General features: G+C 59.7%; 28 protein-coding genes and 3 tRNA genes. 14 read left to right on the top strand and 17 right to left on the bottom strand.

The annotated features are described in order from the left end of the window. Positions 1–70 precede the first annotated feature (70 nt). From KI237_RS20205 to KI237_RS20190, 4 genes are all read left to right on the top strand, one after another. Positions 71–2,647 (top strand): bifunctional diguanylate cyclase/phosphodiesterase, encoded by a 2,577-nt coding sequence (locus tag KI237_RS20205; protein WP_212796761.1) that lies wholly within the window; start codon positions 71–73, stop codon positions 2,645–2,647. Between the two features lie 70 nt (positions 2,648–2,717). Beyond that, entirely contained in the window at positions 2,718–3,512 is a 795-nt protein-coding gene (xth, locus tag KI237_RS20200; protein ID WP_212796760.1) for an exodeoxyribonuclease III, read from the top strand. 116 nt (positions 3,513–3,628) lie between these two features. Continuing rightward, a complete protein-coding gene (locus KI237_RS20195) occupies positions 3,629–4,453 on the top strand; it encodes an arylamine N-acetyltransferase family protein (protein WP_212796759.1) in 825 nt (274 codons plus the stop codon). Positions 4,454–4,577: 124 nt separating this feature from the next. Next, on the top strand, positions 4,578–6,098 hold the full coding sequence (locus KI237_RS20190; protein WP_212796758.1) for a nucleobase:cation symporter-2 family protein: 1,521 nt from the start codon (positions 4,578–4,580) through the stop codon (positions 6,096–6,098). A 324-nt stretch (positions 6,099–6,422) separates the two neighbouring features. Here KI237_RS20190 and KI237_RS20185 read toward each other — a convergent pair whose 3' ends face one another. Beyond that, entirely contained in the window at positions 6,423–6,773 is a 351-nt protein-coding gene (locus KI237_RS20185) for a hypothetical protein (RefSeq protein ID WP_212796757.1), read from the bottom strand. Between the two features lie 258 nt (positions 6,774–7,031). Between KI237_RS20185 and KI237_RS20180 the strand changes: the two genes are divergently transcribed. Beyond that, positions 7,032–7,853 carry a shikimate 5-dehydrogenase gene (locus KI237_RS20180; RefSeq protein ID WP_212796756.1) on the top strand — a complete coding sequence of 274 codons (822 nt, stop codon included), beginning with the start codon at positions 7,032–7,034 and terminating at the stop codon, positions 7,851–7,853. Between the two features lie 6 nt (positions 7,854–7,859). Here KI237_RS20180 and KI237_RS20175 read toward each other — a convergent pair whose 3' ends face one another. Then, the gene (locus KI237_RS20175; RefSeq protein WP_079304393.1) at positions 7,860–8,507 is read right to left on the bottom strand and encodes a YceH family protein; all 648 of its coding nucleotides are present in this window, start codon (positions 8,505–8,507) and stop codon (positions 7,860–7,862) included. Between the two features lie 118 nt (positions 8,508–8,625). Here KI237_RS20175 and KI237_RS20170 point away from each other — a divergent pair, with 118 nt between their 5' ends. Continuing rightward, positions 8,626–9,135 carry a DUF1993 domain-containing protein gene (locus tag KI237_RS20170; RefSeq protein ID WP_212796755.1) on the top strand — a complete coding sequence of 170 codons (510 nt, stop codon included), beginning with the start codon at positions 8,626–8,628 and terminating at the stop codon, positions 9,133–9,135. Between the two features lie 196 nt (positions 9,136–9,331). Here KI237_RS20170 and sstT read toward each other — a convergent pair whose 3' ends face one another. Beyond that, entirely contained in the window at positions 9,332–10,564 is a 1,233-nt protein-coding gene (sstT, locus tag KI237_RS20165; RefSeq protein WP_212796754.1) for a serine/threonine transporter SstT, read from the bottom strand. A 281-nt stretch (positions 10,565–10,845) separates the two neighbouring features. Between sstT and KI237_RS20160 the strand changes: the two genes are divergently transcribed. After that, on the top strand, positions 10,846–11,997 hold the full coding sequence (locus KI237_RS20160; RefSeq protein WP_212796753.1) for an MFS transporter: 1,152 nt from the start codon (positions 10,846–10,848) through the stop codon (positions 11,995–11,997). Here KI237_RS20160 and nhaR read toward each other — a convergent pair. Next, the gene (nhaR, locus tag KI237_RS20155; RefSeq protein WP_212796752.1) at positions 11,994–12,890 is read right to left on the bottom strand and encodes a transcriptional activator NhaR; all 897 of its coding nucleotides are present in this window, start codon (positions 12,888–12,890) and stop codon (positions 11,994–11,996) included. The two genes, KI237_RS20160 and nhaR, sit on opposite strands and share 4 nt — an antisense overlap. 139 nt (positions 12,891–13,029) lie before the next feature. Here nhaR and KI237_RS20150 point away from each other — a divergent pair, with 139 nt between their 5' ends. Beyond that, positions 13,030–13,281 (top strand): hypothetical protein, encoded by a 252-nt coding sequence (locus tag KI237_RS20150; RefSeq protein ID WP_212796751.1) that lies wholly within the window; start codon positions 13,030–13,032, stop codon positions 13,279–13,281. A gap of 26 nt (positions 13,282–13,307) precedes the next feature. Next, entirely contained in the window at positions 13,308–14,057 is a 750-nt protein-coding gene (locus KI237_RS20145; protein WP_212796750.1) for a TerC family protein, read from the top strand. 71 nt (positions 14,058–14,128) lie between these two features. Here the strand turns inward: KI237_RS20145 and KI237_RS20140 are convergent, their stop codons facing one another. Beyond that, positions 14,129–14,293 carry a hypothetical protein gene (locus KI237_RS20140; RefSeq protein ID WP_212796749.1) on the bottom strand — a complete coding sequence of 55 codons (165 nt, stop codon included), beginning with the start codon at positions 14,291–14,293 and terminating at the stop codon, positions 14,129–14,131. A 223-nt stretch (positions 14,294–14,516) separates the two neighbouring features. Between KI237_RS20140 and KI237_RS20135 the strand changes: the two genes are divergently transcribed. Beyond that, complete coding sequence (locus tag KI237_RS20135; protein ID WP_212796748.1) at positions 14,517–15,194, top strand: peptidase C39 family protein; 678 nt, start codon at positions 14,517–14,519, stop codon at positions 15,192–15,194. 102 nt (positions 15,195–15,296) lie between these two features. Then, positions 15,297–15,491 carry a DUF6021 family protein gene (locus KI237_RS20130; protein WP_109751635.1) on the top strand — a complete coding sequence of 65 codons (195 nt, stop codon included), beginning with the start codon at positions 15,297–15,299 and terminating at the stop codon, positions 15,489–15,491. A gap of 42 nt (positions 15,492–15,533) precedes the next feature. On the opposite strand, the gene pbpG is transcribed toward KI237_RS20130, so the two are convergent. Together pbpG and folD are read right to left on the bottom strand one after the other, a co-directional pair. Beyond that, positions 15,534–16,466, bottom strand: a complete 933-nt coding sequence (gene pbpG, locus KI237_RS20125; RefSeq protein ID WP_212796747.1) for a D-alanyl-D-alanine endopeptidase — start codon at positions 16,464–16,466, stop codon at positions 15,534–15,536. A 312-nt stretch (positions 16,467–16,778) separates the two neighbouring features. Next, on the bottom strand, positions 16,779–17,633 hold the full coding sequence (gene folD, locus KI237_RS20120) for a bifunctional methylenetetrahydrofolate dehydrogenase/methenyltetrahydrofolate cyclohydrolase FolD (protein WP_092326854.1): 855 nt from the start codon (positions 17,631–17,633) through the stop codon (positions 16,779–16,781). Between the two features lie 281 nt (positions 17,634–17,914). Between folD and KI237_RS20115 the strand changes: the two genes are divergently transcribed. From KI237_RS20115 to KI237_RS20105, 3 genes are all read left to right on the top strand, one after another. After that, a tRNA-Arg gene (locus KI237_RS20115) sits at positions 17,915–17,991 on the top strand. Between the two features lie 41 nt (positions 17,992–18,032). After that, a tRNA-His gene (locus KI237_RS20110) sits at positions 18,033–18,108 on the top strand. Positions 18,109–18,166: 58 nt separating this feature from the next. Beyond that, a tRNA-Leu gene (locus KI237_RS20105) sits at positions 18,167–18,251 on the top strand. 9 nt (positions 18,252–18,260) lie between these two features. On the opposite strand, the gene KI237_RS20100 is transcribed toward KI237_RS20105, so the two are convergent. The 10 genes from KI237_RS20100 to KI237_RS20055 form a co-directional block, all read right to left on the bottom strand. Further along, on the bottom strand, positions 18,261–19,352 hold the full coding sequence (locus tag KI237_RS20100) for a tyrosine-type recombinase/integrase (RefSeq protein WP_212796746.1): 1,092 nt from the start codon (positions 19,350–19,352) through the stop codon (positions 18,261–18,263). Beyond that, a complete protein-coding gene (locus KI237_RS31115) occupies positions 19,244–19,555 on the bottom strand; it encodes a helix-turn-helix domain-containing protein (protein WP_212796745.1) in 312 nt (103 codons plus the stop codon). Before KI237_RS31115 ends, KI237_RS20100 begins: the two co-directional genes overlap by 109 nt. A 34-nt stretch (positions 19,556–19,589) precedes the next feature. Next, positions 19,590–19,745 carry a hypothetical protein gene (locus tag KI237_RS20090; protein WP_212796744.1) on the bottom strand — a complete coding sequence of 52 codons (156 nt, stop codon included), beginning with the start codon at positions 19,743–19,745 and terminating at the stop codon, positions 19,590–19,592. Positions 19,746–19,781: 36 nt separating this feature from the next. Continuing rightward, positions 19,782–20,045 carry a hypothetical protein gene (locus KI237_RS20085; RefSeq protein ID WP_212796743.1) on the bottom strand — a complete coding sequence of 88 codons (264 nt, stop codon included), beginning with the start codon at positions 20,043–20,045 and terminating at the stop codon, positions 19,782–19,784. 63 nt (positions 20,046–20,108) lie between these two features. Next, positions 20,109–20,972, bottom strand: a complete 864-nt coding sequence (locus tag KI237_RS20080) for an adenine nucleotide alpha hydrolase family protein (protein WP_212796742.1) — start codon at positions 20,970–20,972, stop codon at positions 20,109–20,111. 49 nt (positions 20,973–21,021) lie between these two features. Beyond that, positions 21,022–21,648 carry a hypothetical protein gene (locus tag KI237_RS20075; protein ID WP_212796741.1) on the bottom strand — a complete coding sequence of 209 codons (627 nt, stop codon included), beginning with the start codon at positions 21,646–21,648 and terminating at the stop codon, positions 21,022–21,024. After that, entirely contained in the window at positions 21,645–21,974 is a 330-nt protein-coding gene (locus tag KI237_RS20070; protein WP_212796740.1) for a hypothetical protein, read from the bottom strand. Before KI237_RS20070 ends, KI237_RS20075 begins: the two co-directional genes overlap by 4 nt. Positions 21,975–22,060: 86 nt before the next feature. Further along, positions 22,061–22,357, bottom strand: a complete 297-nt coding sequence (locus KI237_RS20065; RefSeq protein WP_212796739.1) for a hypothetical protein — start codon at positions 22,355–22,357, stop codon at positions 22,061–22,063. After that, entirely contained in the window at positions 22,354–22,668 is a 315-nt protein-coding gene (locus KI237_RS20060) for a hypothetical protein (RefSeq protein WP_212796738.1), read from the bottom strand. The genes KI237_RS20065 and KI237_RS20060 overlap by 4 nt, the downstream gene beginning before the upstream one ends. Next, positions 22,665–23,285, bottom strand: a complete 621-nt coding sequence (locus KI237_RS20055; RefSeq protein ID WP_212796737.1) for a hypothetical protein — start codon at positions 23,283–23,285, stop codon at positions 22,665–22,667. The genes KI237_RS20060 and KI237_RS20055 overlap by 4 nt, the downstream gene beginning before the upstream one ends. Between the last annotated feature and the right edge of the window lie 32 nt (positions 23,286–23,317).

The raw sequence follows: 23,317 nt of genomic DNA, 5'->3' as shown, positions 1-23,317 counted from the left end.
GGAGCATGACTGGCCGCGGATCCTCACCGTTCTCGTCCCAAGCCAGCGTTGACAGGACAGGAGCAGATCAATGGATTCCGCTGCCGATACCCCTTCAAACACTTCGCGTCACACACCGATTACCCGTCGCCTGGTCGTGGCGGTCGGGGCACTATTTGTCCTGGGCATCCTGGTGGCGGTTGCCGCGCTGTTCAATATTGCGCAAAAGCTGGACGCGGAGGATGTGCGCAAGACGCATTTCTATATCGAGCGTGCCCTCGAGAATCGCACCACCGCCGCGAAAAACTACATTGCCAGTTACGCCTACTGGACCACGGCCTACGAGCGCCTTAACGGCGAAGTCGACGTGCAATGGGCCTACGCCGAACAGAACATGGGCAAGACCCTGTTCACCAATGATGAATATGAGGGTGTGTTTGTCATCGATCGGCAACGCACCAAATATGCCGTGGTGCGTGGGCGCAATGTCCAAGGTGATGCTGCGGTTTACATGAACGCGGCGCTGACGGAACTGGTGGACCAGCTCCAGGCGCAACCTGACCTGACGATGTCCACGATCCGTTACACGTTGTTCGAGGGCTGGCCGGCCATCGTCACGGCTTCGGTGATTCTGCCCAATGACGAACGGCCCCAGGTCGAGTCCAAAGGTACCTCGGTCTTGCTGTTCGTCGACCAACTGACGCCCGTCAAGCTGCGCAAGTTGGGCAAGAGTTATGGCCTCACCGACTTGAATCTCATGAAAGACACCGCTCTTGAACCCGGCCAGCCGGCCGTGCCGCTGGACAGTACCGGCTTCAGCCTGGTGTCTCGCCTGGAGCGGCCAGGCCAGCAATTGCTCTGGTCCCTGGTGCCGCCGCTGGGTGGCGCATTGCTGATTCTGGCACTGCTGACTGCCTATTTTTCTCGCTATGCGTTGCGCACGGCACGGCATGTGGACGCCAGTTACGACAGCCTGGAACAGTCGGCGCATGCCCTTGAGGCCAGCGAAGAGCGCTTTCGTGCCGTGGCCGAGGCGGCTTCCGACTGGATTTGGGAAATCGACGGGCAGCAACGCATCACTTATCTGTCGGGCCGTTTCAATACGGTCACCGGGTTTTCCGACCAGCAATGGCTGGGGCAGGACATCGAGCAACTGCTGTATTGCGACACCACGCCGATTGCCCTCTGGCTGGGCAAGTTGACGGAAGAACAGAACGCCAGCAACTTGCGCTGTTCCTACCGCGATTATTCCGGGCAATTGCGTTTCTGCCGTGTATCGGCACGCCCGATCTACAACAAGGCTGAGGTGGTGGGCTATCGCGGCACCGCCAGCGACATCACCGATGAAGTGGCGGCCCATGCCCAGGTCCAGCATCTGTCGATGCACGATGCGCTGACCGGCCTGCCGAACCGTAACAAGCTGGCGCGACACCTGGATGATGCGTTGGTGGCCAAGGAGCATTCCGCGCCGCTGACCTTGCTGATGGTCGACCTGGACAACTTCAAGCCGATCAACGACTCCCTCGGCCACCCGGCTGGCGACGCGGTGTTGCTGGAAGTGGCCCAGCGACTGCGCGACTGCACCCGCGAGCAAGACCTGGTGGCGCGTCTGGGGGGCGACGAGTTCGTGGTGGTGCTCAACGGGATGGAGCACACCACTGAGATCGACCGATTCTGTGAGCGACTGATCGACAGCCTGCAGCAGCCGATCCTCTACGAAACCCATTCGTTGCACATCGGCGCGAGCATTGGCATCGCTGTCAGCCGCCGCCAGGGTTATGTCCCTGGAGAACTGATCCGCTGCGCTGACATTGCCTTGTACCAGGCCAAGTCCGAGGGCAAGAAAACCTGGTGCTATTTCGCCTCGCAGATGAACGATCAGATCCAGCATCGTCGCCAACTGGAAAGCGACCTGCGCCAGGCGGTGAAGGAAAACGAATTCGTCCTGCATTTCCAACCGCGCTACACCGTCGATGGTCGGGAGATCGTGGCGGTCGAGGCGTTGGTTCGCTGGCAGCATCCGACCCAAGGCTTGTTGGGCCCCGATACCTTTATCCCGTTGGCCGAACAAACCGACCTGATTGTCCCGCTTTCACGTTGGGTGTTGCGCGAGGCCTGTGAAACCGCACTGACCTGGCCGGGAGAGTTGATGGTCTCGGTCAACCTGTCACCTGCGCAGTTCGAGCGCAGCGATGTGGTGGAGGATGTGCGACAGGTGTTGATCGAAACCCGTTTCCCGGCGAGTCGCCTGGAACTGGAGATCACTGAAAACGTGATGCTCAATGACGTTGATGGCGCTCTGCAGGTCATGAATGCCCTGAAGGAACTGGGCGTGCGCTTGAACATGGACGATTTTGGTACTGGCTATTCGTCCCTCGGTTATCTGCGCACTTATCCATTCGATGGCATCAAGATCGACAAGCGCTTCATTGCTTCGATGAGCAACAGCAGCAATGACCGCGCCGTGGTGCAGGCGATCATCAACCTGGGCAAGGCGATGGGGCTGACCGTGACTGCCGAGGGCGTGGAAACCCTGGCCCAGCTCGGCTCACTGGGCTCGGACCAGTGCCACGAGGTGCAGGGTTATTTCCTCAGCCGGCCGATCGACAAGCAAGCCTTTGCACACTTATTGGAGAGTCGCCTGCCCTTGCCGAAAACGGGTTCCTGAAAAACCTGTTGCAACCACCTGGCCCGGTCGTCGGTCACAACTGTGACTTGGCATTTCGAGTTCTGGCGCTATGAAAAACCTTCGGATCGCGACCTTCAACATCAATGGCATCCGGGCCCGGCTGCCCAACCTGCTGGAATGGCTGGAGCGGGAACAACCCGACGTTGCCTGTTTGCAGGAGCTCAAGGCTGTGGACAAGGACTTTCCGGCGGCGGAGCTGGAGTCGGTGGGGTACGGGGCGATCTGGCATGGGCAGGCGTCCTGGAACGGTGTCGCGATCCTGGCTCGTGACGCCCAGCCGCTGGAGAGTCGCCGAGGCCTGCCCGGCGGGGAGGACGACAGTCACAGTCGCTATTTGGAAGCGGCGGTGCATGGCGTATTGGTGGGCTGCCTGTACCTGCCCAACGGCAATCCGCAACCGGGTCCCAAGTTCGACTACAAGCTGGCGTGGTTCGAACGGCTCATCGAATACGCCCAAGGGTTGCAGGCCAGTGATCATCCAGTGGTGCTGGCCGGTGACTACAATGTGGTGCCCACCGACATGGACATCTACAACCCACGCTCCTGGCTCAAGGACGCGCTGTTGCAGCCAGAAAGCCGCGCGTGCTACCAGCGGCTGCTGGACCAGGGCTGGACCGATTCGTTGCGCCACCTGTATCCGCAGGAGCGGATCTACACTTTCTGGGATTATTTTCGCCAGCACTGGCAGAAAAACTCCGGATTGCGCATCGATCACCTGCTGCTCAACCCGGCGGCCAGCGCCTACCTGAGCGAGGCCGGCGTGGACGCCTGGGTCCGGAACCAACCCCACCCCAGCGACCATGCGCCCACCTGGATCCGGCTGGCGTCACGCAAGCGGCGCTGACAGGCGAGGCATCCCGGTCGATTGTTGTCTCTGTGAGGGGAATGCCTTATACCTGGCGCCCAATGGCCGTGCGCTTTTCGTGAGCGCAGCGCCGACCCTGGAAAAGGACACCCCTCATGAGTTACCCCCAACTGAGCGACACGGCCCGCTATCTGCGGCGCCTGGGTTTCGACGCCCCTCCAGCGCCGACCCTCGACACGTTGCGCCAACTGCAGCAGCGCCATACTGCCGAATTCCCCTTTGAAACCCTGTCGACGTTGCTGCGCCAACCCGTGCCTATCGACCTTGAATCGGTCGAGCGCAAGGTTTTTGAACAAGGGCGCGGCGGCTATTGCTATGAACTCAACCAACTGTTCCTGGCGTTGTTGCAGGAACTGGGTTTCGACGCCCGCGGCATCACCGGGCGCGTGGTGATGAATGCGCCTGAAGGCACCTGGGCTGCCCGGACCCATCGGCTGAGCCTGGTGACGTTCGACGGCGTGCGCTACATCACCGACGTCGGCTTTGGTGGCATGGTGCCCACTGCGCCGTTGCTGCTGGACAGCCGTGAAGCACAAATCACCCCCCATGAGCCGTATCGCATTGATACCCTTGCGGACGGTTACCTGCTGCGCGCCAACGTCGCCGACGAATGGCGGCCGATGTACCTGTTCGATCTGCAACGCCAGGAAGACATCGATTACACCCTCGGTAATTGGTATGTCAGCAGCCACCCGCAATCCCCGTTCATGGGCCGGTTGATGGTTGCACGCACTGGTGACGGGTTGCGCAAGACCCTGAATGGCAACAGCTATGCCGTGCACCGGATCGGGCAGGAGAGCGAACGCCGGTTGATCGCCGATGCCGATGAGTTGATCGATTTGCTGGAACAAGAGTTCGGCCTGCGCGTACCGCCGCGCGAGCTGTTACGGCCGGCGATCGCGGGGTTGCTCCAACCATAAAAGGGCTGTTGGTCGAAGGAGCCTGTTCCAGTGTGTGGCAACAAGTTGTATACAACTCTATGGACATTTGTCCTGAGTTTTGAATACAGTGTGCCCATAACAAAAAACAGGGAATCCCCGAACCATGAAAACGCCCCATGTTTCACTCCCACGGCCCGAGGACGAAAACCTTGGCGTCGGCGCGAATATGGCTTACGGCCTGCAACATGTGTTGACCATGTACGGTGGCATCGTCGCCGTGCCGTTGATCATCGGCCAGGCGGCCGGGCTCTCGCCCGCGGACATCGGTCTGTTGATTGCCGCGTCATTGTTCGCGGGGGGCTTGGCAACGTTATTGCAAACCCTCGGCCTGCCGTTTTTCGGCTGCCAACTGCCCTTGGTGCAGGGCGTATCGTTCTCGGGCGTGGCGACCATGGTGGCGATTGTCGGCAGCGGTGGGGAAGGCGGCTTTCAAGCCATCCTTGGCGCGGTGATCGCCGCATCCCTGATTGGTTTGCTGATCACCCCGGTGTTTTCGCGCATCACCCGGTTCTTTCCGCCACTGGTCACCGGCATCGTGATCACCACCATCGGCCTGACCCTGATGCCGGTGGCGGCGCGCTGGGCCATGGGGGGCAACAGCCACGCCGCTGATTTTGGCAGCATGGCCAACATCGGCCTGGCTGCGGTGACCCTGGTGCTGGTGCTGTTGCTAAGTAAAATGGGCAGCGCAACCATCTCGCGGTTGTCGATTCTGTTGGCGATGGTCATTGGTACCGTCATCGCCGTGTTCCTCGGCATGGCGGACTTTTCATCGGTCAGCCAAGGCCCGATGTTCGGCTTCCCGACACCGTTCCATTTCGGCATGCCGACTTTCCACATCGCCGCGATCCTGTCGATGTGCATCGTGATCATGGTGACCCTGGTGGAAACCTCCGCCGACATCCTGGCGGTGGGTGAGATCATCGACACCAAAGTCGACTCCAGGCGCCTGGGCAACGGCTTGCGGGCTGACATGCTGTCGAGCATGATCGCGCCGATTTTTGGTTCCTTCACCCAGAGTGCCTTTGCCCAGAACGTCGGGCTGGTGGCGGTGACCGGGATCAAGAGCCGTTTCGTGGTGGCGACCGGTGGGGTCTTCCTGGTGGTGCTCGGCCTGCTGCCGTTCATGGGGCGGGTGATCGCGGCGGTGCCGACCTCGGTACTGGGCGGTGCCGGTATCGTGCTGTTCGGCACCGTGGCTGCCAGTGGCATCCGCACGCTGTCCAAAGTCGATTACCGCAACAACGTCAACCTGATCATCGTCGCCACCTCCATTGGTTTTGGCATGATTCCCATCGCTGCACCGAATTTCTATGACCATTTCCCGAGCTGGTTCGCGACCATCTTTCATTCGGGCATCAGTTCTTCGGCAATCATGGCGATTGTGCTGAACCTGGCATTCAACCACTTCACCGCCGGTAATTCCGACCAGCAGTCGGTTTTCGCCGCCGGCACCGAGCGAGTGTTGCGCTATCAGGATCTGGCGGCGCTACGTGAAGGTGATTACTTCAGCGATGGCAAGCTGCACGACTGCGATGGCAACGAGATTCCCGTGGTGGCCGAGCCCTCTCACTCATCAATCGAACACCCCCCGGTGCGGCTGAAAAGCAGCGAACACGTTTGACGCCAAGCGGTACTGAACGATGGGAACGAGCCTGTTCGCGAAGGGGGCATGTCAGTCGGCATCAAGCTGGCTGACCCACCGCCATCGCGAGCAAGCTCGCTCCCACAGGGGATTTGCGGCGTGCACCAATCCCCGGACTGCCCCGGAACCAATGTGGGAGCGAGCTTGCTCGCGATGGCGGTGGGTCAGACAACATCAATGTCGACTGTCATAGCCTCGTCGCGAGCAGGCTCATTCCCACTTCAAGCTTTTCTTCGACCCTTAATTGAAAAACCAGCCTGTGACGCTCGATCACAGGCTGGTTTTTTGTGTCACTGCTATGGGTTACCAGCGGCCGTAATGACCACGGGGAGGGCCGTAGTAATAGCCACGTGGTGGCCCGTAATACACCGGCGCTGGGCGATAGTAGATCGGTTGCTCTACATACACCGGCTGTGGCTGGTAGTAGACCGGCGGTGGTTGCTGGACATAGACCGGCTGCGGCTGGACATAGACCGGTTGCTGCACATACACCGGCCGATCACGGTTGATGATGGCCGAGCCAACGATGGCCGAACCGACGATGGCGCCAAACACTGCGGGCCCCTCCCAACCACCACGACCGTGGGCGGATGCCTGGCCGGTGACCGCGAGTGCGCCCATGAGCAGGGCGATGATGGGAAGTTTACGATTCATGGCTGTTCCTCGTTTCGGCCCCGACGCCTGTGGTCTGCAACAGACCCGATGAGGGTCGCGGGGATACTTGCTCTGACAACGATTTTCTCAGGATTTGCGACGCCGTTGGGTAAATATTGTGTAAGGTCCGTAGCGCTTTTCTTTACCGCGCCGCGTCATCCAGGGGCCTGAGACCGGGCTGGAGCTGGCGGTATCATCGAATAAAACCTTTCGGGCGGTGATTCCGTTTGTCCGAAAGTGAATTGCAAGGAGACACGCATGCAGATCAATCCCAACAAAGACACCCAACTGTGTATGTCGCTATCGGGGCGTCCCGGAAACTTCGGCCTGCGCTTTCATAATCACCTGTATGAACAATTGGGCCTGAATTTCTATTACAAGGCGTTCAGCAGCCAGGATCTGCCCGGGGCGGTGGGTGGTATCCGCGCCTTGGGCATTCGTGGTTGCGGCGTGTCGATGCCGTTCAAGGAGGCCTGCATAGCCCTGGTGGACGAGTTGGATCCTTCCGCCGCGGCGATCCAGTCCATCAACACCATCGTTAACACCAACGGCCACCTGAAGGCCTACAACACGGATTACATCGCCATCGCCCAACTGCTGCAAAGCCACGCCGTGCCCAAGGACTCGACGTTTGCCCTGCGCGGCAGCGGCGGCATGGCCAAGGCTGTGGCCAGTGCCTTGCGCGATGGGGGGTACAAGAACGGGCTGATCGTTGCCCGCAATGAAGCCGCTGGGCGAGCCCTGGCCGATTCCCTGGGTTATGAGTGGCAAGCCGAACTGGGTAGCCGACGGCCGCAGATGCTGATCAACGTCACGCCGATCGGCATGACCGGCGGCCCGGAAGCCGACCGGTTGGCGTTTGAGCCCGAGACCATCGCCGCGGCCGAGACCGTGTTCGATGTCGTGGCGATCCCGTCGCAAACGCCACTGATCGTGCGTGCCGGGGCCGAAGGCAAGCGGGTCATCACCGGGCTGGAAGTCATTGCGATCCAGGCCCTGGAGCAGTTTGTGCTGTACACCGGCGTGCGGCCCAACCGGGAGCAATTTGAAAAAGCCGTGGCCTTCGCCCGGTCGGCGTAGGCGCTGCTATTCCAGCCGAGCCAGGCGTTCTTCCAGGGCCGCGATCCGGGCTTCGAGTTCTTCGATGCGCTCCAGCGAGACAGCGCCGCCGGCGCCGCGCTCCACCGGGTGCTGGCGGGCGGCGAGAATGGCCTCGATGTCCGCCGGGTCCCCCATGGCGTGCACATAGCGGTCTTCGCGCTGGCCGGCCTGGCGTGGCACCAGCAGCGCCAGCCCACGGGCGATCAGGCGTTCAAGCTGGTGCACGACTTGTTCGGCGTCTTCGAAGTCGTGCATCCGCCCGCTGCGGGTCAATAGCTCATTGACCGTTTGCGGGCCACGCAGGAACAGCAAACCCATCAGAATCACCTGGGCTGGTACCAGCTCCAGGGCTTTGTCGACCCGATGTTCCCAACGGTCGGCGCGGCTGCCCATCACCAGTTTGGTAAAGCCGCGACCTTCCAGCGCCCGCAGGCTCTGGCCGACCTGGCCCGGGTTGAGGTTCATCACCGGTTCGCGGCTGGTTTTCTGGTTGCAGGCCAGTACCAGGGCGTTGAGGGTCAGCGGGTAGGTCTCGGGGTTGGTGGCCTGCTTCTCGACCAGCGCGCCGAGGATGCGGATTTCCGTGCTATTGAGCCGTGGTTCTTCAGCCTGGCGTTGTTCTTCGATGCTCATCGCGCGTTCCCTATGCTGTGGAAGCCGCCTAGCCTAATCCTTGCGCAATAAAAGACAAGCCGTGGCTATAATCGCAGCCGTTTGATTGATTCTTTCCTGCCACCTGCATGAGATCGCCATGACTATTTCCCTGTACGCCGCTTCCGTCCCGGTTTTCAAGCAGATGCTCAACGCGTTGAGCGACGTTCTGAACAAGGCCGAAGCCCACGCCACCGCGAAGAACATCGACCCGAACGCCTTCCTGCAAGCCCGCCTGTACCCGGACATGTTCCCGCTGGTGCGCCAGGTGCAGATCGCTGTGGACTTCGCCAAAGGTGTGTCTGCACGCCTGGCTGAGATCGAAGTGCCGAAGTATGAAGACAGCGAGACCACTTTCGCCGAGCTGCAAGCCCTGATCGCCAAGGTCTTGGCCTTCATCGACGGCATCAGCCCTGCGCAGATCGATGGCAAGGAAGGCATCGAGATCGTTACCCGTCCGGGTACGCCGAAGGAGAAGCGCTTCAGCGGCCAGAACTACCTGCTGACCTACGGCCTGCCGCAGTTCTTCTTCCACGTCACCACCACCTACGCCTTGCTGCGCCACAATGGCGTGGAAGTGGGCAAGCGCGACTACATGGGCGCTTTCTAACCCCGCTGGCATGAAAAAGCCCGGGACGGTTTTGGCCGTTCCCGGGCTTTTTTATGGCTGGCTGTCGCATCTTGGGGGATGTACCGCCGCCATCGCGAGCAACCTCGCTCCCACAGGGAATTTGTAGCATGAACGCCGCATAACCCCTGTGGGAGCAAGCTTGCTCGCGATGACGACCGAACAGCCGCCGCAGTGGTTACGCCGTACGCGCGAGCTTCTCTTCCTCACCCAGGCACGCCGCCGCTGTGAACAGCACATCCGTGGACGAGTTCAACGCCGTCTCCGCCGAGTCCTGCAGGACACCGATGATGAAACCCACCGCGACCACTTGCATGGCGATTTCGCTGGGAATGCCGAACAGGCTGCATGCCAGGGGAATCAGCAACAGCGAACCGCCGGCCACCCCGGAGGCACCGCACGCGCAAATGGCCGCGACAACACTCAGCAGCACGGCCGTTGGCATGTCCACGGCGATACCCAGGGTATGCACGGCCGCCAGTGTCAGTACCGTGATGGTAATGGCGGCGCCCGCCATGTTGATGGTCGCGCCCAGAGGGATCGACACCGAATAGGTGTCTTCGTGCAAGCCCAGGCGTTTGCTCAGTTCCAGGTTCACCGGAATATTCGCCGCCGAGCTGCGGGTGAAAAACGCTGTGATACCACTCTCGCGCAGGCAGGTGAAGACCAGCGGGTAGGGGTTGCGACGCAGTTTCCAGAACACGATGAGCGGGTTGACCACCAACGCCACGAACAGCATGCAGCCGATCAGTACGGTCAGCAGGTGCAGGTAACCAAGCAGGGCGCTGAAGCCGGACGTGGCCAGGGTCGAGGCCACCAGGCCGAAAATGCCCAGCGGGGCGAAGCGGATCACCAGGCGCACGATGACGGTCACGCCGTTGGACAGGTCTTCGAGCACGGTGCGCGTGGTCTGGCCAGCATGCCGAATGGCGACGCCCATGCCGATGGCCCAGGCCAAAATGCCGATGAAATTGCCGTTGAGCAGGGCTCGGACCGGGTTGTCCACCACACTCAGCAACAGGCTTTGCAGCACCTCGCTGATGCCTCCTGGCGCTGTGATCGCAACGTCTTGGGTCGACAGCACCAGGCTGGACGGAAACAGTGTACTGGCAACCACCGCGACCACCGCTGCCGCGAAAGTGCCCAGCAGGTAGAGGAACAGGATCGGCCGGATATGGGTTTCCTGGCCGTGCTTGTGGTTGGCGATCGACGCCATGACCAGCACGAACACCAGGATCGGTGCCACGGCCTTGAGCGCGGACACGAAGACCTTGCCAATGAAAGCGGTGGATTTCGCCAGCTCGGGCGCCAGCCATGCCAGGACGATACCGGCGATCAGGCCGATGATGATTTGCGTCACCAGGCTGGTGCGTTTGAGGCGTTGCATTGGGGTAACGGACGAAGCTGTCATAGCGGCATCTCTGATTTTATTGTGTGCGACGGTCGACGAGTCAGGGCAACAAGCGGGCAGGCCACATGAGCGGACCGAGAGAATGTATGGCGTTTGCAGGCCGCGGACTTTATCACAGCCCGATGAAAAATCTGACGGACCTGTGACGATCCGTCACCTGGGTGTTCAAGCGCGTTTTGTCTGGTGGACGCATTCTGTTAGGCTTTGCCGTCATCACCTTTCTATATCCGCCAGCGAGCCCTTGGGCTAACGCTGGTGTCGTCGTTTTGCTGGAGTTCTACATGCTGTTACCCATTTTCCTGTTGTCGGCCGCAGGGTTTACCGTGCTGACCACGGAATTCGTCATCGTTGGCCTGTTGCCCTCCATCGCCCGCGACCTGCACGTCAGCATCCCCCAGGCCGGGCTGCTGGTGACGTTGTTCGCGTTTACGGTGGCGGCGTTCGGGCCATTCCTCACGGCTTGGTTCGCCCGCTTCGAACGGCGCAAGTTGTTTATCAGCGTGCTGGTGATGTTTGGCCTGGCCAACATGCTCGCCACGGTCGCCCCCAATATCTGGGTGATGGCCGTTGCCCGGTTGATTCCGGCCCTGGGCCTGCCGGTGTTCTGGGCGCTGGCCAGTGAAACGGCGGTGGACATTGTCGGGCCACAGTTGGCTGGGCGGGCCATCGCCCGGATCGGCTTTGGCATCGTTTGTGCCACGGTGTTCGGCATTCCCGTGGGCACGTTGATTTCCGATGCATTTGGTTGGCGCAGCGCTTTCGCGATCCTGGCAGTCATTGCTTTCGCCAAGGCATTGCTGCTGTTTCTCTACTTGCCGAAAACCAACCTGCACCAACATCAGGTGAGTTTCCGTTCGCAATTCAAGATCCTGCGCAACCCCTTGATGCAAGGGCATGTGCTGCTGTCGATCCTGGTGTTCAGCGGCATGTTCACCGCCTATACCTATCTGGCGGATATCCTCGAGCGCCTCGCTGGGTTCGATGGCACTTTGGTGGGCTGGTGCCTGATGGGCTTCGGTGCCGTCGGGCTGCTGGGCAATTCCCTGGGCGGTCGTGCGGTGGACCGGCACCCGTTGATCGCTTCGATGGTCTTCTGCCTGTTCCTGATCGGCGGCATGGTGGCGTTGGTACCAAGCATTCATTCGCCCCTCGCGCTGGCGGCGGCAATGGGTATCTGGGGCGTGACCCAGGCGGCTTTGTTCCTGGTCAGCCATGTGCGGCTGATGAAGGCGGCCCCACAGGCCCCGGCGTTTGCCGCCTCGTTGAACATTGCCGGGGCCAACCTGGGGATTGGCCTGGGGGCGATGGTCGGTGGCCGGGTCATCGATACCCTGGGCCTGGGCAGTGTCGGGTTTGCGGCGGCCGGGTTCATCTTCGTATCGATCCTGCTGGCGTTGCTCCTGATGACCTTCAAACCCCGGGTTGCCTGCTAGGCACTGAACAACTCGCGTCGGGCGCCTTCGGCAATCGCGACAATGCCCGGGTGGCTGACCTTGCGCTCCACGGAGATGGCATAGAAGGATTCGCTCACCGCATCGGTCTGGCCGATCACTTCTACGCCGTACTGGCGCTTCACCTCTTCGGCGATCACGCTCGGGCCGATGAAAATCCCGCTGCCTGATTGACCGAAAGCTTGCATCAATGCGCTGTCGTCGAACTCGCCGACGATACGTGGCTGGATCTGTTGCTCGGCGAACCAGCGTTGCAAGCGGCTGCGCACCACGGTTTCCGGCCCGGGAATCAGCAGCGGAGCGTCATGCAGGCCATGGGGGAAGTCCGCCCCATAGCGTTCGGCCAGCGCGGCGGTGGCGAAAAAACTGATCCCGCATTCCCCCAGCTTCTGGCTGTAGCCCTTGATGTCCAGGTGAGTCGGCATCGGGCTGTCGGAAATCACCAGGTCCAGTCGCTGGATCGCCAGGTCCGCCAGCAGCCGTTCGAGCTTGTCCTCGCGACAGGTGATGCGCAGCGGTTCACTCAACGCCATGGTCGGCGCCAGCAGCCGGTAGACGATGGATTTGGGCACCACATCCGCCACCCCGACCCGAAACAGGGTTTGCTGTTCGTTGGGCTGGGCCCGCAGCATCAGCTCCAGCTCACCTCCCAACTGGAACATGTGTTCGGCGTAGGGCAAGGTCTGGCGGCCGGCCTCGGTCAGTTCCAACTGCCGCCCGACCCGACGAAACAGCTTGATGTTGTAGGTCTGCTCGAACAGGGAAATCTGCCCGCTAATGGTTTGTGGGGTCAGGTTCAACTGCTCGCACGCTCGCACGATGCTGCCGGTTTTCGCCACCACCCAGAAGTAATGCAATTGTCGGTAATTGAGCATGGGTTCACGTGAGTTCGTAAAAAACGAAGTATAGCCGCTGAAAATACGAATTTTCCTGAAGTATCCACCTCTCTAGAATGCCTGGCCATCGGTGAGCCACTTTCGTGCTCCTTTAATTCTCTCAAGAGGCATTCATTTCATGACATACAAATCCCTGGGGCTGGCAGCCTTATTGATGATGTCCGCAATGACACTGGCGGGCTGTGAACAGGCTGAAAAAAGTGCCCAGCAGCTGATGGGGCAAGCCGCGCAAACCGCCAAGCAGGCCATCGACGATACCCACAAGGCCGCCGAACAGGCCATCAGCGAAGCCACCGGCGGGCTGATCAGCCCCAAGAAACAGCCGGATGAAGATGCCGAAGAATCAGAACCCTCTACCAAAACCATCTAACCCGTCACATCAGTCAGGACTGACCCATGGATTATCTTTTACAGCTCGCCGCCAGCCCCACCGCGTGGATCGCCCTGGCAACTCTGGTGGTCATGGAAATCGTGCTTGGCATCGATAACCTGATCTTCATTTCGATTCTGACCAACAAACTGCCCGCCCAGCACCGTGCCAAGGCGCGGCGGATCGGTATCGGCATGGCGCTGATCCTGCGCCTGGGCTTGTTGAGCACCATTGCCTTCATTGTGCAGTTGACCGAACCGGTCATCGAAATCCTGGGGCAGGCGTTCTCCTGGAAAGACATGATCCTGATTGCCGGTGGCCTGTTCCTGTTGTGGAAAGCGACCACGGAAATCCACCACAGCATGGACCCCGCACCGAATGACCCCAAGACGGCCACGTCCGGCGTGACCCTGGGCTTTGCCGCGGCAATCGGTCAGATCCTGATGTTGGACCTGGTGTTCTCCATCGACAGCATCATTACGGCCGTGGGCATGACCGAGCATTTGCCGATCATGATCATCGCGGTCGTTGTGTCGGTGCTGGTGATGCTGTTGGCGGCTGAGCCGCTCGCCAAGTTCATCAATGACAATCCGACAGTGGTGATGTTGGCCCTGGGCTTCCTGATCATGATCGGCATGACGCTGATCGCCGAAGGCTTCGGTGCCCATGTGCCTAAGGGCTACATCTATGCAGCCATGGCGTTCTCGGCGGCGATCGAGGTGTTGAACATGTTGTCCCGACGGGCCAAGGAAAGGGCGTTGGCCGACAACGCCTGATTCCAGGCAGACAGCAGCCACCCGGGTCCAGGCCCGGGTGGCTTTTTTTTGAGGGTTTGAAAAGCGAATGCTCAGTGTGCGGTGGCGTGGCGTGGCGCGGGTTTTGTGGTTTTTTCCGATTGCGCAGGTGGCGCGTGATGATGGCGCCGGGTGATCCTGAGCACGCCCCACAGCATGGCCGTGGCTACGCTCAGCCAGCCGAATATCAGCATCAGAATTGTCGTGATCAGGCTCATCTGTGCCTCCTTTTATCCCAGGTCCGGGATAACGCACCTAATACATGGACAGTCTAGTCGCTCAAGTGTTGCAGGTAATCGATCCGTGGCGGTTGGCCACGGATCGGTTCGTTCTATCGCGCTCGTAAAACTGCCGTTATGGCTATACCCAGGGCTGTGCGCACCTTATGATCGTCGACCCAAGCCTGGCCCGGATGCCGGGTGCCTGAACAAGAGAGTCAACATGTCGCCGGTCATTTCATTTTTTCGATCACTGGTCCTGACGGTGTCCTGCCTCGTTGCCCTGGTGGGGTGTGCGGGCAGTGTTTCGCCACAGATCCAGCGCCTGCCCGAACGGGTGGAGCTCAACAGCGTGCCGTTCTTTCGCGGCGAAATGTACCAGGGCGCCCCGCAGTCCCTGGCTGCTTTGCTGACGTTGCAAGGCACGGTGATCACGCCGGGGCTGCTGGAGAAACCGTTGCACCTGCCGGGTGGCGAAGCCGGTTTGCAGCAGAATATGCAAACCTTGGTGCGCGAATACGGCTTGTTGGTGTATCCCCTCGACGCCACGCTGCCCGCGTTGTTGGAACAGGTTGCGGCAGGCTATCCAGTGCTGGTGCGCTATGTCGACGGTTCGGCGTTTTGGGCCGAGCCTAGGTATGGGATCCTCGCCGGCTACAACCGTCAGAAGCAGACGGTATTGCTGCGTTCAGGCATGAACCGACGGCAGTTGATGAGCTTCAGTGCCTTCGAATCGGCTTTCACGGGTGCAGGCGGTTGGGCGGTGCTGGTCCAGCGGCCCACGCAGCTTCCGGCCAATGTCGATTCACAGCGTTGGCTGAAAGCGGCGGATGAGTTGGCTGGGGCAGGGCAAGAGCAAGCCGCGGCACGAGCCACCAAGACCCTGGGTGCGGCACATTGATGGTTCACCCCGTTCGTCACTTGCCGGGCACAACCCGGCAGGCCTGAGGCTCTCATCTTCAGGGTTGGGCATTTTTCCGACCATGATTGGAGGAGGGCATGCATGGCACAGTCGAAAACACCTACGGGGCCACATTCGTCAGAGCATTCCAGCGGTGACGACTTGGGTTTCGATCCGGACTCGCCGGATCTTGATGATCCTCAAGTCGATCCGATAGGGCCGGCCAAGGCACCTCTGGATAAAAAGGATGAGCGCAAGCCCAAGCCCTATGATCCGCTGGGTGACCTGAAGCCATAAACAAGAAAGCCCCGACGAGTCGGGGCTTTCTTGTTTCGCGGATTACTTGGAGGCTTCCACCACGCCACTCTGGCGGCTCTTGAGATTCTTGGCCGCCTTGTATTGCAGGGCCACCGCCGGCACGTCGGCGCTTTTTCCGGTCTCGACCCAGCTACGTATCCGGCTGGCATCGGCGAAGTGCGTGTACTTGCCGAACGCATCGAGGATCACCAGGGCCATCGGACGATTACTCATCTTCGTCACCAGCACCAGGCAATGGCCGGCCTCGTTGGTGAAACCGGTCTTGGTCAGCTGGATATCCCAGTTGGCCTTGTGGATCAAGTGATCGGTGTTGCGAAAGCCCAGGCTATACACCGGCTTGCGGAAGGTAACGGTCTTTTCCTTGGTGGTGCTCAGTTCACTCAGCAGTGGGTACTTGCGAGCGGCGATCAGCAGCTTGGTCAGGTCCCTGGCGGTCGAGACGTTGTGGATCGACAGGCCCGTCGGTTCGACGTAATGGGTGCTGGTCATGCCCAGCGCCTTCGCCTTGGCGTTCATGGCGGCAATGAACGCCGCATAACCACCTGGATAGTGGTGGGCAAGGCTGGCGGCGGCGCGGTTTTCCGAAGACATCAGGGCGATCAGCAGCACGTCCCGGCGCGACAGTTCGCTGTTGAGCTTGACCCGGGAAAACACGCCCTTCATCTCTGGGGTGTTGGTGATGGAGATGTACTCATCCAGGTTCTGTTTGGCATCCAGCACGATCAGGCCGGTCATCAACTTGGTCACCGAAGCGATGGGTACCACCACGTCCGGATTGCTCGAATAGACGACTTTATCCGTCTGCAGGTCCAGCAACATCGCGCTGCCCGAGGCAACTTTCAGCTTGGCCGTATCCCGTGGGGCCGCGATGGTTTCCTGTGCAACGACATTTTGCGTGATAAAGCTGCCTGTGAAAGCGATGAACAGGCTGATGATCGAAAGACGGATTTTCACGCGAGTAGGCTCGATAGAGTTGAAGGTGCCGTTGAGCAACGACTTTTAAAAAAAAACGTCGCATTTTAGGAGTATGGGCGACAGCAGCGCTATATGCCTGTATCGCCAGGGCTTGTGAATAAATAAAGTTTCATGAGGGGGATTCTGGCGAAACGAATCTGAAAAATTTGTAGTTTGGCGGCTAAAGTCCGGTCGCCAGAAACACCTGTGGGAGCGAGCTCGCTCGCGAAGCGATGTGTCAGTCAACGGGATGTTGGCCGGTCCATCGCTTCGCGAGCAAGCTCGCTCCCACAGGTTTTTTGTTGACGCGTATCAGCTGTGCAGCGTTTCAGCCGCGTACAGCGTGTTTTCCAGCAAGCAGGCGCGGGTCATCGGGCCCACGCCGCCAGGTACCGGCGTGATCCAGCCGGCACGGGGCAGGGCTGTCTCGTAGACCACGTCGCCCACCAGCTTGCCATCTTCCTGGCGATTGATGCCCACGTCGATGACGATGGCGCCTTCCTTGATCCACTCACCCCGTACCAGGCCGGGTTTGCCGGCGGCCACCACCACCAGGTCGGCGCGGCCGACATGGCCGGCCAGGTCCTTGGTGAAACGGTGGGTCACGGTCACGGTGCAGCCGGCCAGCAGCAACTCCATGGCCATCGGACGGCCAACGATGTTGGATGCACCCACCACTACGGCGTCGAGGCCATACAGGTCCACGCCAGTGCTTTCCAGCAATGTCATGATGCCTTTAGGGGTGCAAGGACGAAGCAGTGGGATGCGCTGGGCCAGGCGGCCGACGTTATAAGGATGGAAACCATCGACGTCTTTGTCCGGACGGATGCGCTCCAACAGCTTGGAGGCGTCGAGGTGCTCAGGCAGAGGCAGCTGGAGCAGAACGCCGTCGATGTTCGGGTCATCGTTCAGGCGATCGATCAGATCGGCCAACGCTTGCTGGGTGGTTTCGGAAGGCAGGTCGTAGGCCTGGGAAAGGAAGCCGACCTCTTCACAGTCTTTACGCTTGTGCGAGACATAAACCTGAGAGGCAGGATCGCTGCCGACCAGGATCACCGCAAGGCCGGGCGTGCGCAGGCCTTGCTGGCGGCGCTCGGTGACTCGTTGGGCGATCTGCTGGCGCAGGCTGGCGGCGATCGATTTGCCGTCGATAAGTTGTGCAGTCATTGCGCGTGGTTAACCATCGAGAGGGGAAAAAAAGAGAACGCATTCTCGCATGCCGGGGCGTGAGGGCAAAGGCGCTTGGTCTGCAAATTCCCCTAACCCCTTTAATTAAATGAATTTTTTTTAAAAAAGAGTTGACGACCTATCGGGCCGTCTATAACATTCGTCGCACTTGTCGGGCACAGCCTAGCACTGGTTAAGAAGGTGGAGCAGAGTTGGTTGTTTCAACTCGGTAAAGCTGAAAGCACTTAGTTTGTAATCGTCCAAGAATACAGATTAAAAAGGCGCCCGTAGCTCAGCTGGATAGAGCATCCGCCTTCTAAGCGGATGGTCGCAGGTTCGAGTCCTGCCGGGTGCGCCAATTAGGCAGCTTTGGCACAAGTAAGGCAACAAGGCAATATGGTGGGCGTAGCTCAGTTGGTAGAGCACGGGATTGTGACTCCCGTTGTCGTGGGTTCGATCCCCATCGTCCACCCCATATTCTAGAAAGGCGCCAGATTTAAAAATCTGGCGCCTTTGCTTTAAAAGCTTGATACGCGGATGTGGTGGAATTGGTAGACACACTGGATTTAGGTTCCAGCGCCGCAAGGTGTGAGAGTTCGAGTCTCTCCGTCCGCACCACCTTATAAATCAAGGCTTTACCAGCCTTAGATACCCCTCCTGTAGCACCGCTGGATTCTCGCTGTAGCGAGATTGTGACAAGCCCATATCGAGAACGCTGACGGCATTTCGTACCCTGGCCGGTGCAAGATGCGCATACTTCTCGGTCATCTGGATTGTCGAATGGCCCAGCAAATCACGAATCTCAATGAGCGGCACGCCGGCGGACACCAGCCACGCTGCACACGTATGACGCAAGTCATGAATCGTGAAATCTGTTATTCCTGCCTTTACACAAGCGTTATCGAAACCCGTTGAAGGGTCGGCAACTCTTGCCCCGTTTTTTCTCGTAAATACCCATGGTGTTGTTGGGCAATATTCAGCCCGAACAGCCATCCTTCCTTTAAGTGCAGCCAAAGCCCCTTCATTGAGCGGGATACTTCTCCGCTTGGCGGCTTTGGTGTGCTCCCCATCCAGATATATCAGCCGGTTGGCAAAATCGACCCGGCGCCATTCAAGCCCAAGCATTTCCTCTTTCCGGCAACCGGTGTTCACGGCCAGCCGAATAAAGTCCTCGAGCATGTCACCAAAGCGCTGCTTTCTCACAATCCGACACAGGCCATCGACCTCTGCCCGGGTGATCCAGCGGACCCGGCCCTCTGGTTCCTTCAGTTTTCGACCCTTCACCGGATTCGGCAGCTTCCATTCCAACTCCGTGACGCACCAGTTGATGGCCGCTGACAGCGCGGCCAGCTCCCGGTTGATGGTGGCCGACGACTTACCGGCCTTGGTCCTGGCCGCCGAGTACTCTCGAACATCTTTGCCGGAAAGCTCGTTCATCATCATCCCGGCGAAGTGACGCTGCAGCGACTTGACCCGGTACTGGGTGGTCGCAAAGCTTTTCTGCGATGACGCGGCATTGCCCAGGTACTCGATCATGACTTCCTCGAATGTCCTGGGCGGATCCACGCCCAACTCCTTTTGGCGCCAAGCCGCGCCGCGATGCTCCTGTTCTAATGCCTTGGCTGCTGCATAGTCCTCGGTGCCAGCAGAGCGTCTAATGTACGTGCCATCTGCTGCGGTGAAACTGATCCACCAAGTTTTACCTCTTTTATAGGGCATACCTTCTCCTCGGGTACGCCGCCCGCGACCGGGAGGGTATCAGGGATACCGGCCTCGATCATCTGGACGAGCTTTTCGTAGTGAACGCGCAGCGGGCCAAAACCACGCACGCAGGGAATCTTCCCGGCCTTCGCCAGGGCGTAAGCCGTTGTGCGGCCGATGCTCAACATTTCGGCCGCCTGGCTGATTGATATCAGGCGCATTGATGCTCCGCGCCGCACTCGGCGGCAGACGTGTTTAATGAATGGTCACGCTGTCCTGCCCCACGGCGATCTGGCGAGCCTGTTGTTCGGTGCGACGGCAGATGTGCTGAACCTTTCCGTTGCAATCGGCGATGACCCACCAAAATCCGCCAAAGCGGTGTGGGCCTTTGATGATCTTGGTGATGGTCATGGCTTGCTCCATGCCGCGCGTGGCGGCAGAAGGTGGTTAAAAGTCGACGGAGTACTCGGCCAGGGCTTGCTTGCGCTTAGCGGTACGCTCGGCGCTTTCTTCCAGCATTTGCTCTTGGCGTGCGATGCGAGCCCATCCAGCTTTCAGCGCTGCTTTTTTGCTCGAGAACAGGCTTGGTGACGGGTAGAGCCTCCCTGCGTCGTCTGTATAGAAGTCGGGGCCTCCCTGGATGATCTGCACTTTGCTGATCTCGTAGCTGCTACGCAGCACCCAGGCGTAGAAAGGGAATGATTGGGACACGCGATATCCTCGCCCGCCGTACACCGGCAGGCTCATGTGTGGGGTAGGGGTTAGGGGGAGGGATCAGTCTCCGCAGAAGCAGTCGATGTCTTCCGAATAGCCAAACGCATCCATCTGGCCTTTGTAGTTCTCGGCATACCAGGCCAAGTGTGAGTACTTCGGACGATCCATTCGGAACACTTGATTGAATCGTTCCTCGGCGCCGGACCAGAAAATCACCCGATCCGGTTCGGCTTGGATCGCCTTGAACAGCTTGTCTTCTCCCTTTTTCCAGCACAGGTCGCAGTTGCCAAGGTCTGAATCCATGCCAAGGTCAAAGGGCTGTGCCGCCCAGAACTCGGCGACATGCTCTTTCGTGACGCCTGCGGTATAGGAGGGGCAGACGTTGTCCCAGCGGGTTCCGCCCTTTGCGTTGGCGGCCATCATGCGGTGGTAGCGCCCGGCTTCGTCTTTGCGGATGCCGATCACGCAATCCCACTCGTCGTAGCCAAGCGCTCGCATGTGCTTCTCGCCGATCTTGATCTTCAAGTAGGCGGTGCACATGTTGTTCGAGAAATTCGGCAGTACCGGCGGCATGTTCTTTTCCGCCCTCCGGTATGCGGCGTAATACTCGAGCATCATGGTGAATGGTTCGCCGTTGCGACTGGCGGTTTTGAAGTCCACCAACCTGTACCAGGGAGCGTCGGCCGGCTGGCCGTATTCGCGGCACCACTCCATCCAAACGATATTCACGTCCCAGCGCTTGGCGATCTGATCAATGAAGACCAGTGTCTCTTCGCGTTCTTTGCCGGTGTTCTGAAAGAACAGGTGCACATCTGGCGGCAATGTCCCGCCATGGGCCTCAAGGATCTTGTAGACCATGTGCCCGCTAGTGCGACCACCGCTGATGCCGATCTGAGCCGGGCCGGTGATCAGGTATGGATTCATCACTTCGGCCCCTTGTAGCAGTACACGTAGGCGAACCAGGCGAGGGCGATCATGGGGTCGCCCGCTTGAATTCGACGACCCAGACCCAGGGGTTGGCGTCCCACGCGTCGGTGCCGTTGATAGAGTTCCACAGGTCGCCGAATGCTTCTTTGGCTGTAGTCCATGGCGTGACGAGCCGTCCTGGCCCCTCTCGACTTACCCACGTGCCACTGCCGTCCCGCATCAGACGGACACCCTCGGCCTTGGCCTGCTCTTCGCTGATTTCCTGCAACCGCTCGACGCGGACTTCGGTGATATCCAGGAGGATGCGGCTTACCCAGCGGGGCATGTGAATCGAAGGGCGCCCCTTACCTGGGCTGATCATTGAGCATCCGCTCTGCCGGACCGCCCCGTCTGCCGGGTACAAGATCGGCTCGCCTTGGCTCAGTTCACGCGGTGCGACGGCATCAAGCTGGGCGTCAGCTACCCAGGTCTCGCGCACCCACAGCCGATCGCCTGGCAGTCCGTAAGGGCAGAGGCTGTTCGCCGGATCTGCGACGTAGCCGGGCGTGAATTCTTCGAGCCATTTCAGCCCCACGCCTTTCACAGCTCGCCGCGTGACCGTCTTCCGGCCTTCCAGGATGGCGCGCACCATCGGCGCCGAGAACAGGATGGGGCGTTCTTTGATTGCGATCATGGCGTAACCTCGCGGCGTGCCCACCAGCAAACCGGGCCGTCGTCAGTGTCGTGAATGGCCAGGCAGAACCAGCCTTCGCCTTCGGGGCGATCAGGCTCCCAGTAGCTGCAATCCGGGTCGCCTGCTTCGAAGTAACGCTCCGAGACCGCTTCGTCGCTGTGGTATTCGAGCTCAACCATCCTCACCTGTAAGCGCTGTTCAGCGATCCAGGCTTTGGACTTGTCGCCGTCGCCCTCGTCGAAGTCGGGCATGTCGGGGTGAGCGAACATGCCGTATTCATCGCGCACTACCGGGGCTGGCTGGATCAATTTTATTTCTTCAGGCATGACTTCGTCCTTGCCGCTATAGCGGCTGACTTTGAAGGGGGAGGGAGTAGATTTGTGGGTAGAGTACAGATGTACTCTTTGCGGAATTAGACGCCTGGGCGGCCTTTGAAGGCGAGCCAGATGTAGTGACGACCCTTGGCGGTGACCTTGATTTTTCCGACCTGACGGTTCCAACTGATCAGCCGCAGCTCCTCAAGGATTGTCGTCAGCGTGTGGCCCTGATGCCAACCAGCTAGCGCCTTGATGCAACCTTGGGCCAGTAACCCGCGAAAGTCGTCGTGGCCGAAGTTGGTGCGCTGGAATGAGCTCTGCACCTGCTCATCGGTCACCATGTCAGTGATGGTTCTCACGTTCGGGTCGAGCCGGTAGCTTTTGTGGGTCATGGCAGTTCGTCCCCGACGATCAACTTGCACGGGCCATGGCGAACTTTTGCGAGCTCTGCCACAAGCTCCTCAATCCGCTGATCCGCTGCGTTCAGGCACTGCTGCAAGGCGTCGCGATCCATTTTCAGGATCTCAGCGCGCTTGAAGTTGTCCCCATTCAGTGCCGTCCACTTCTCGATCTGGCCGTTCAGGTACGACTCTCGTTCCTGCGCCTGGGCCATCTTTTGGTTGAAGTCGCCGGCGTGAACCCAAAAGCCAGCCCGGTCAGACGCTCCAACACCCTGCCGTGTGAATCGATCTACTTGGCTCATACAATCTCCATCGTTACCAGATCATGAGCATTCGCAACCGTCTTCGGCGTGTAAGTCAGCGTGCCGTCAAGGATCGCTTCCTTGATGGCTTCGAACTCCCAGGCGTAGTACTGAGATTCGACGTAGACGCGCATTTCGCCGTAGTCGTGCTGCTTGCGTCGGATAAACGCCTCAGCGGCCTCTCGGGTGAAGTGGCTGTTCACGATTTCCCAGCGCTTATTCCAGCCGGTTACGGTGTGGTCATCGCACTCGCCGAGATATTCCCACTGGTCGTCCTCGTCCATATCCATAAAGCCGCATTCCCGATCAGCTATCAGAGCCTGGTCGATTTCTGCGCGCTCCTCGTCGTCGAGGTCGTCCCAGTATTCTTTTGGGCTGAACCACGACCGATCCTCCAGGCAGACAACTCGACCTTCCGCGTAGTCGATCTCGTAGCCGTAATCGATCCGCTTGGTCTGCACGGTAAAAATGGCGGCCGCGGTGTGGTGCCATTTAACTCCGGCGCCGTTGCAGTGATAACGGAGGCGTTCGACGAAGTCGATCCAGGTCGAAGCTTCAAGTGCGGCGCCGTTCGCCAATGTCGGCAGCGGCTCGGCCGGTTCGTTTTCTGTAGGCATGGGGAGTCCTATCCGGGGCATGCCCGGGCGGT

The sequence above is a fragment of the Pseudomonas sp. St316 genome (genome assembly GCF_018325905.1).
Taxonomy (GTDB): Bacteria; Pseudomonadota; Gammaproteobacteria; order Pseudomonadales; family Pseudomonadaceae; genus Aquipseudomonas.
The sequence above is the reverse complement of the archived record's forward strand: the minus strand, read 5'-3'. Positions and strand labels throughout refer to the sequence as shown.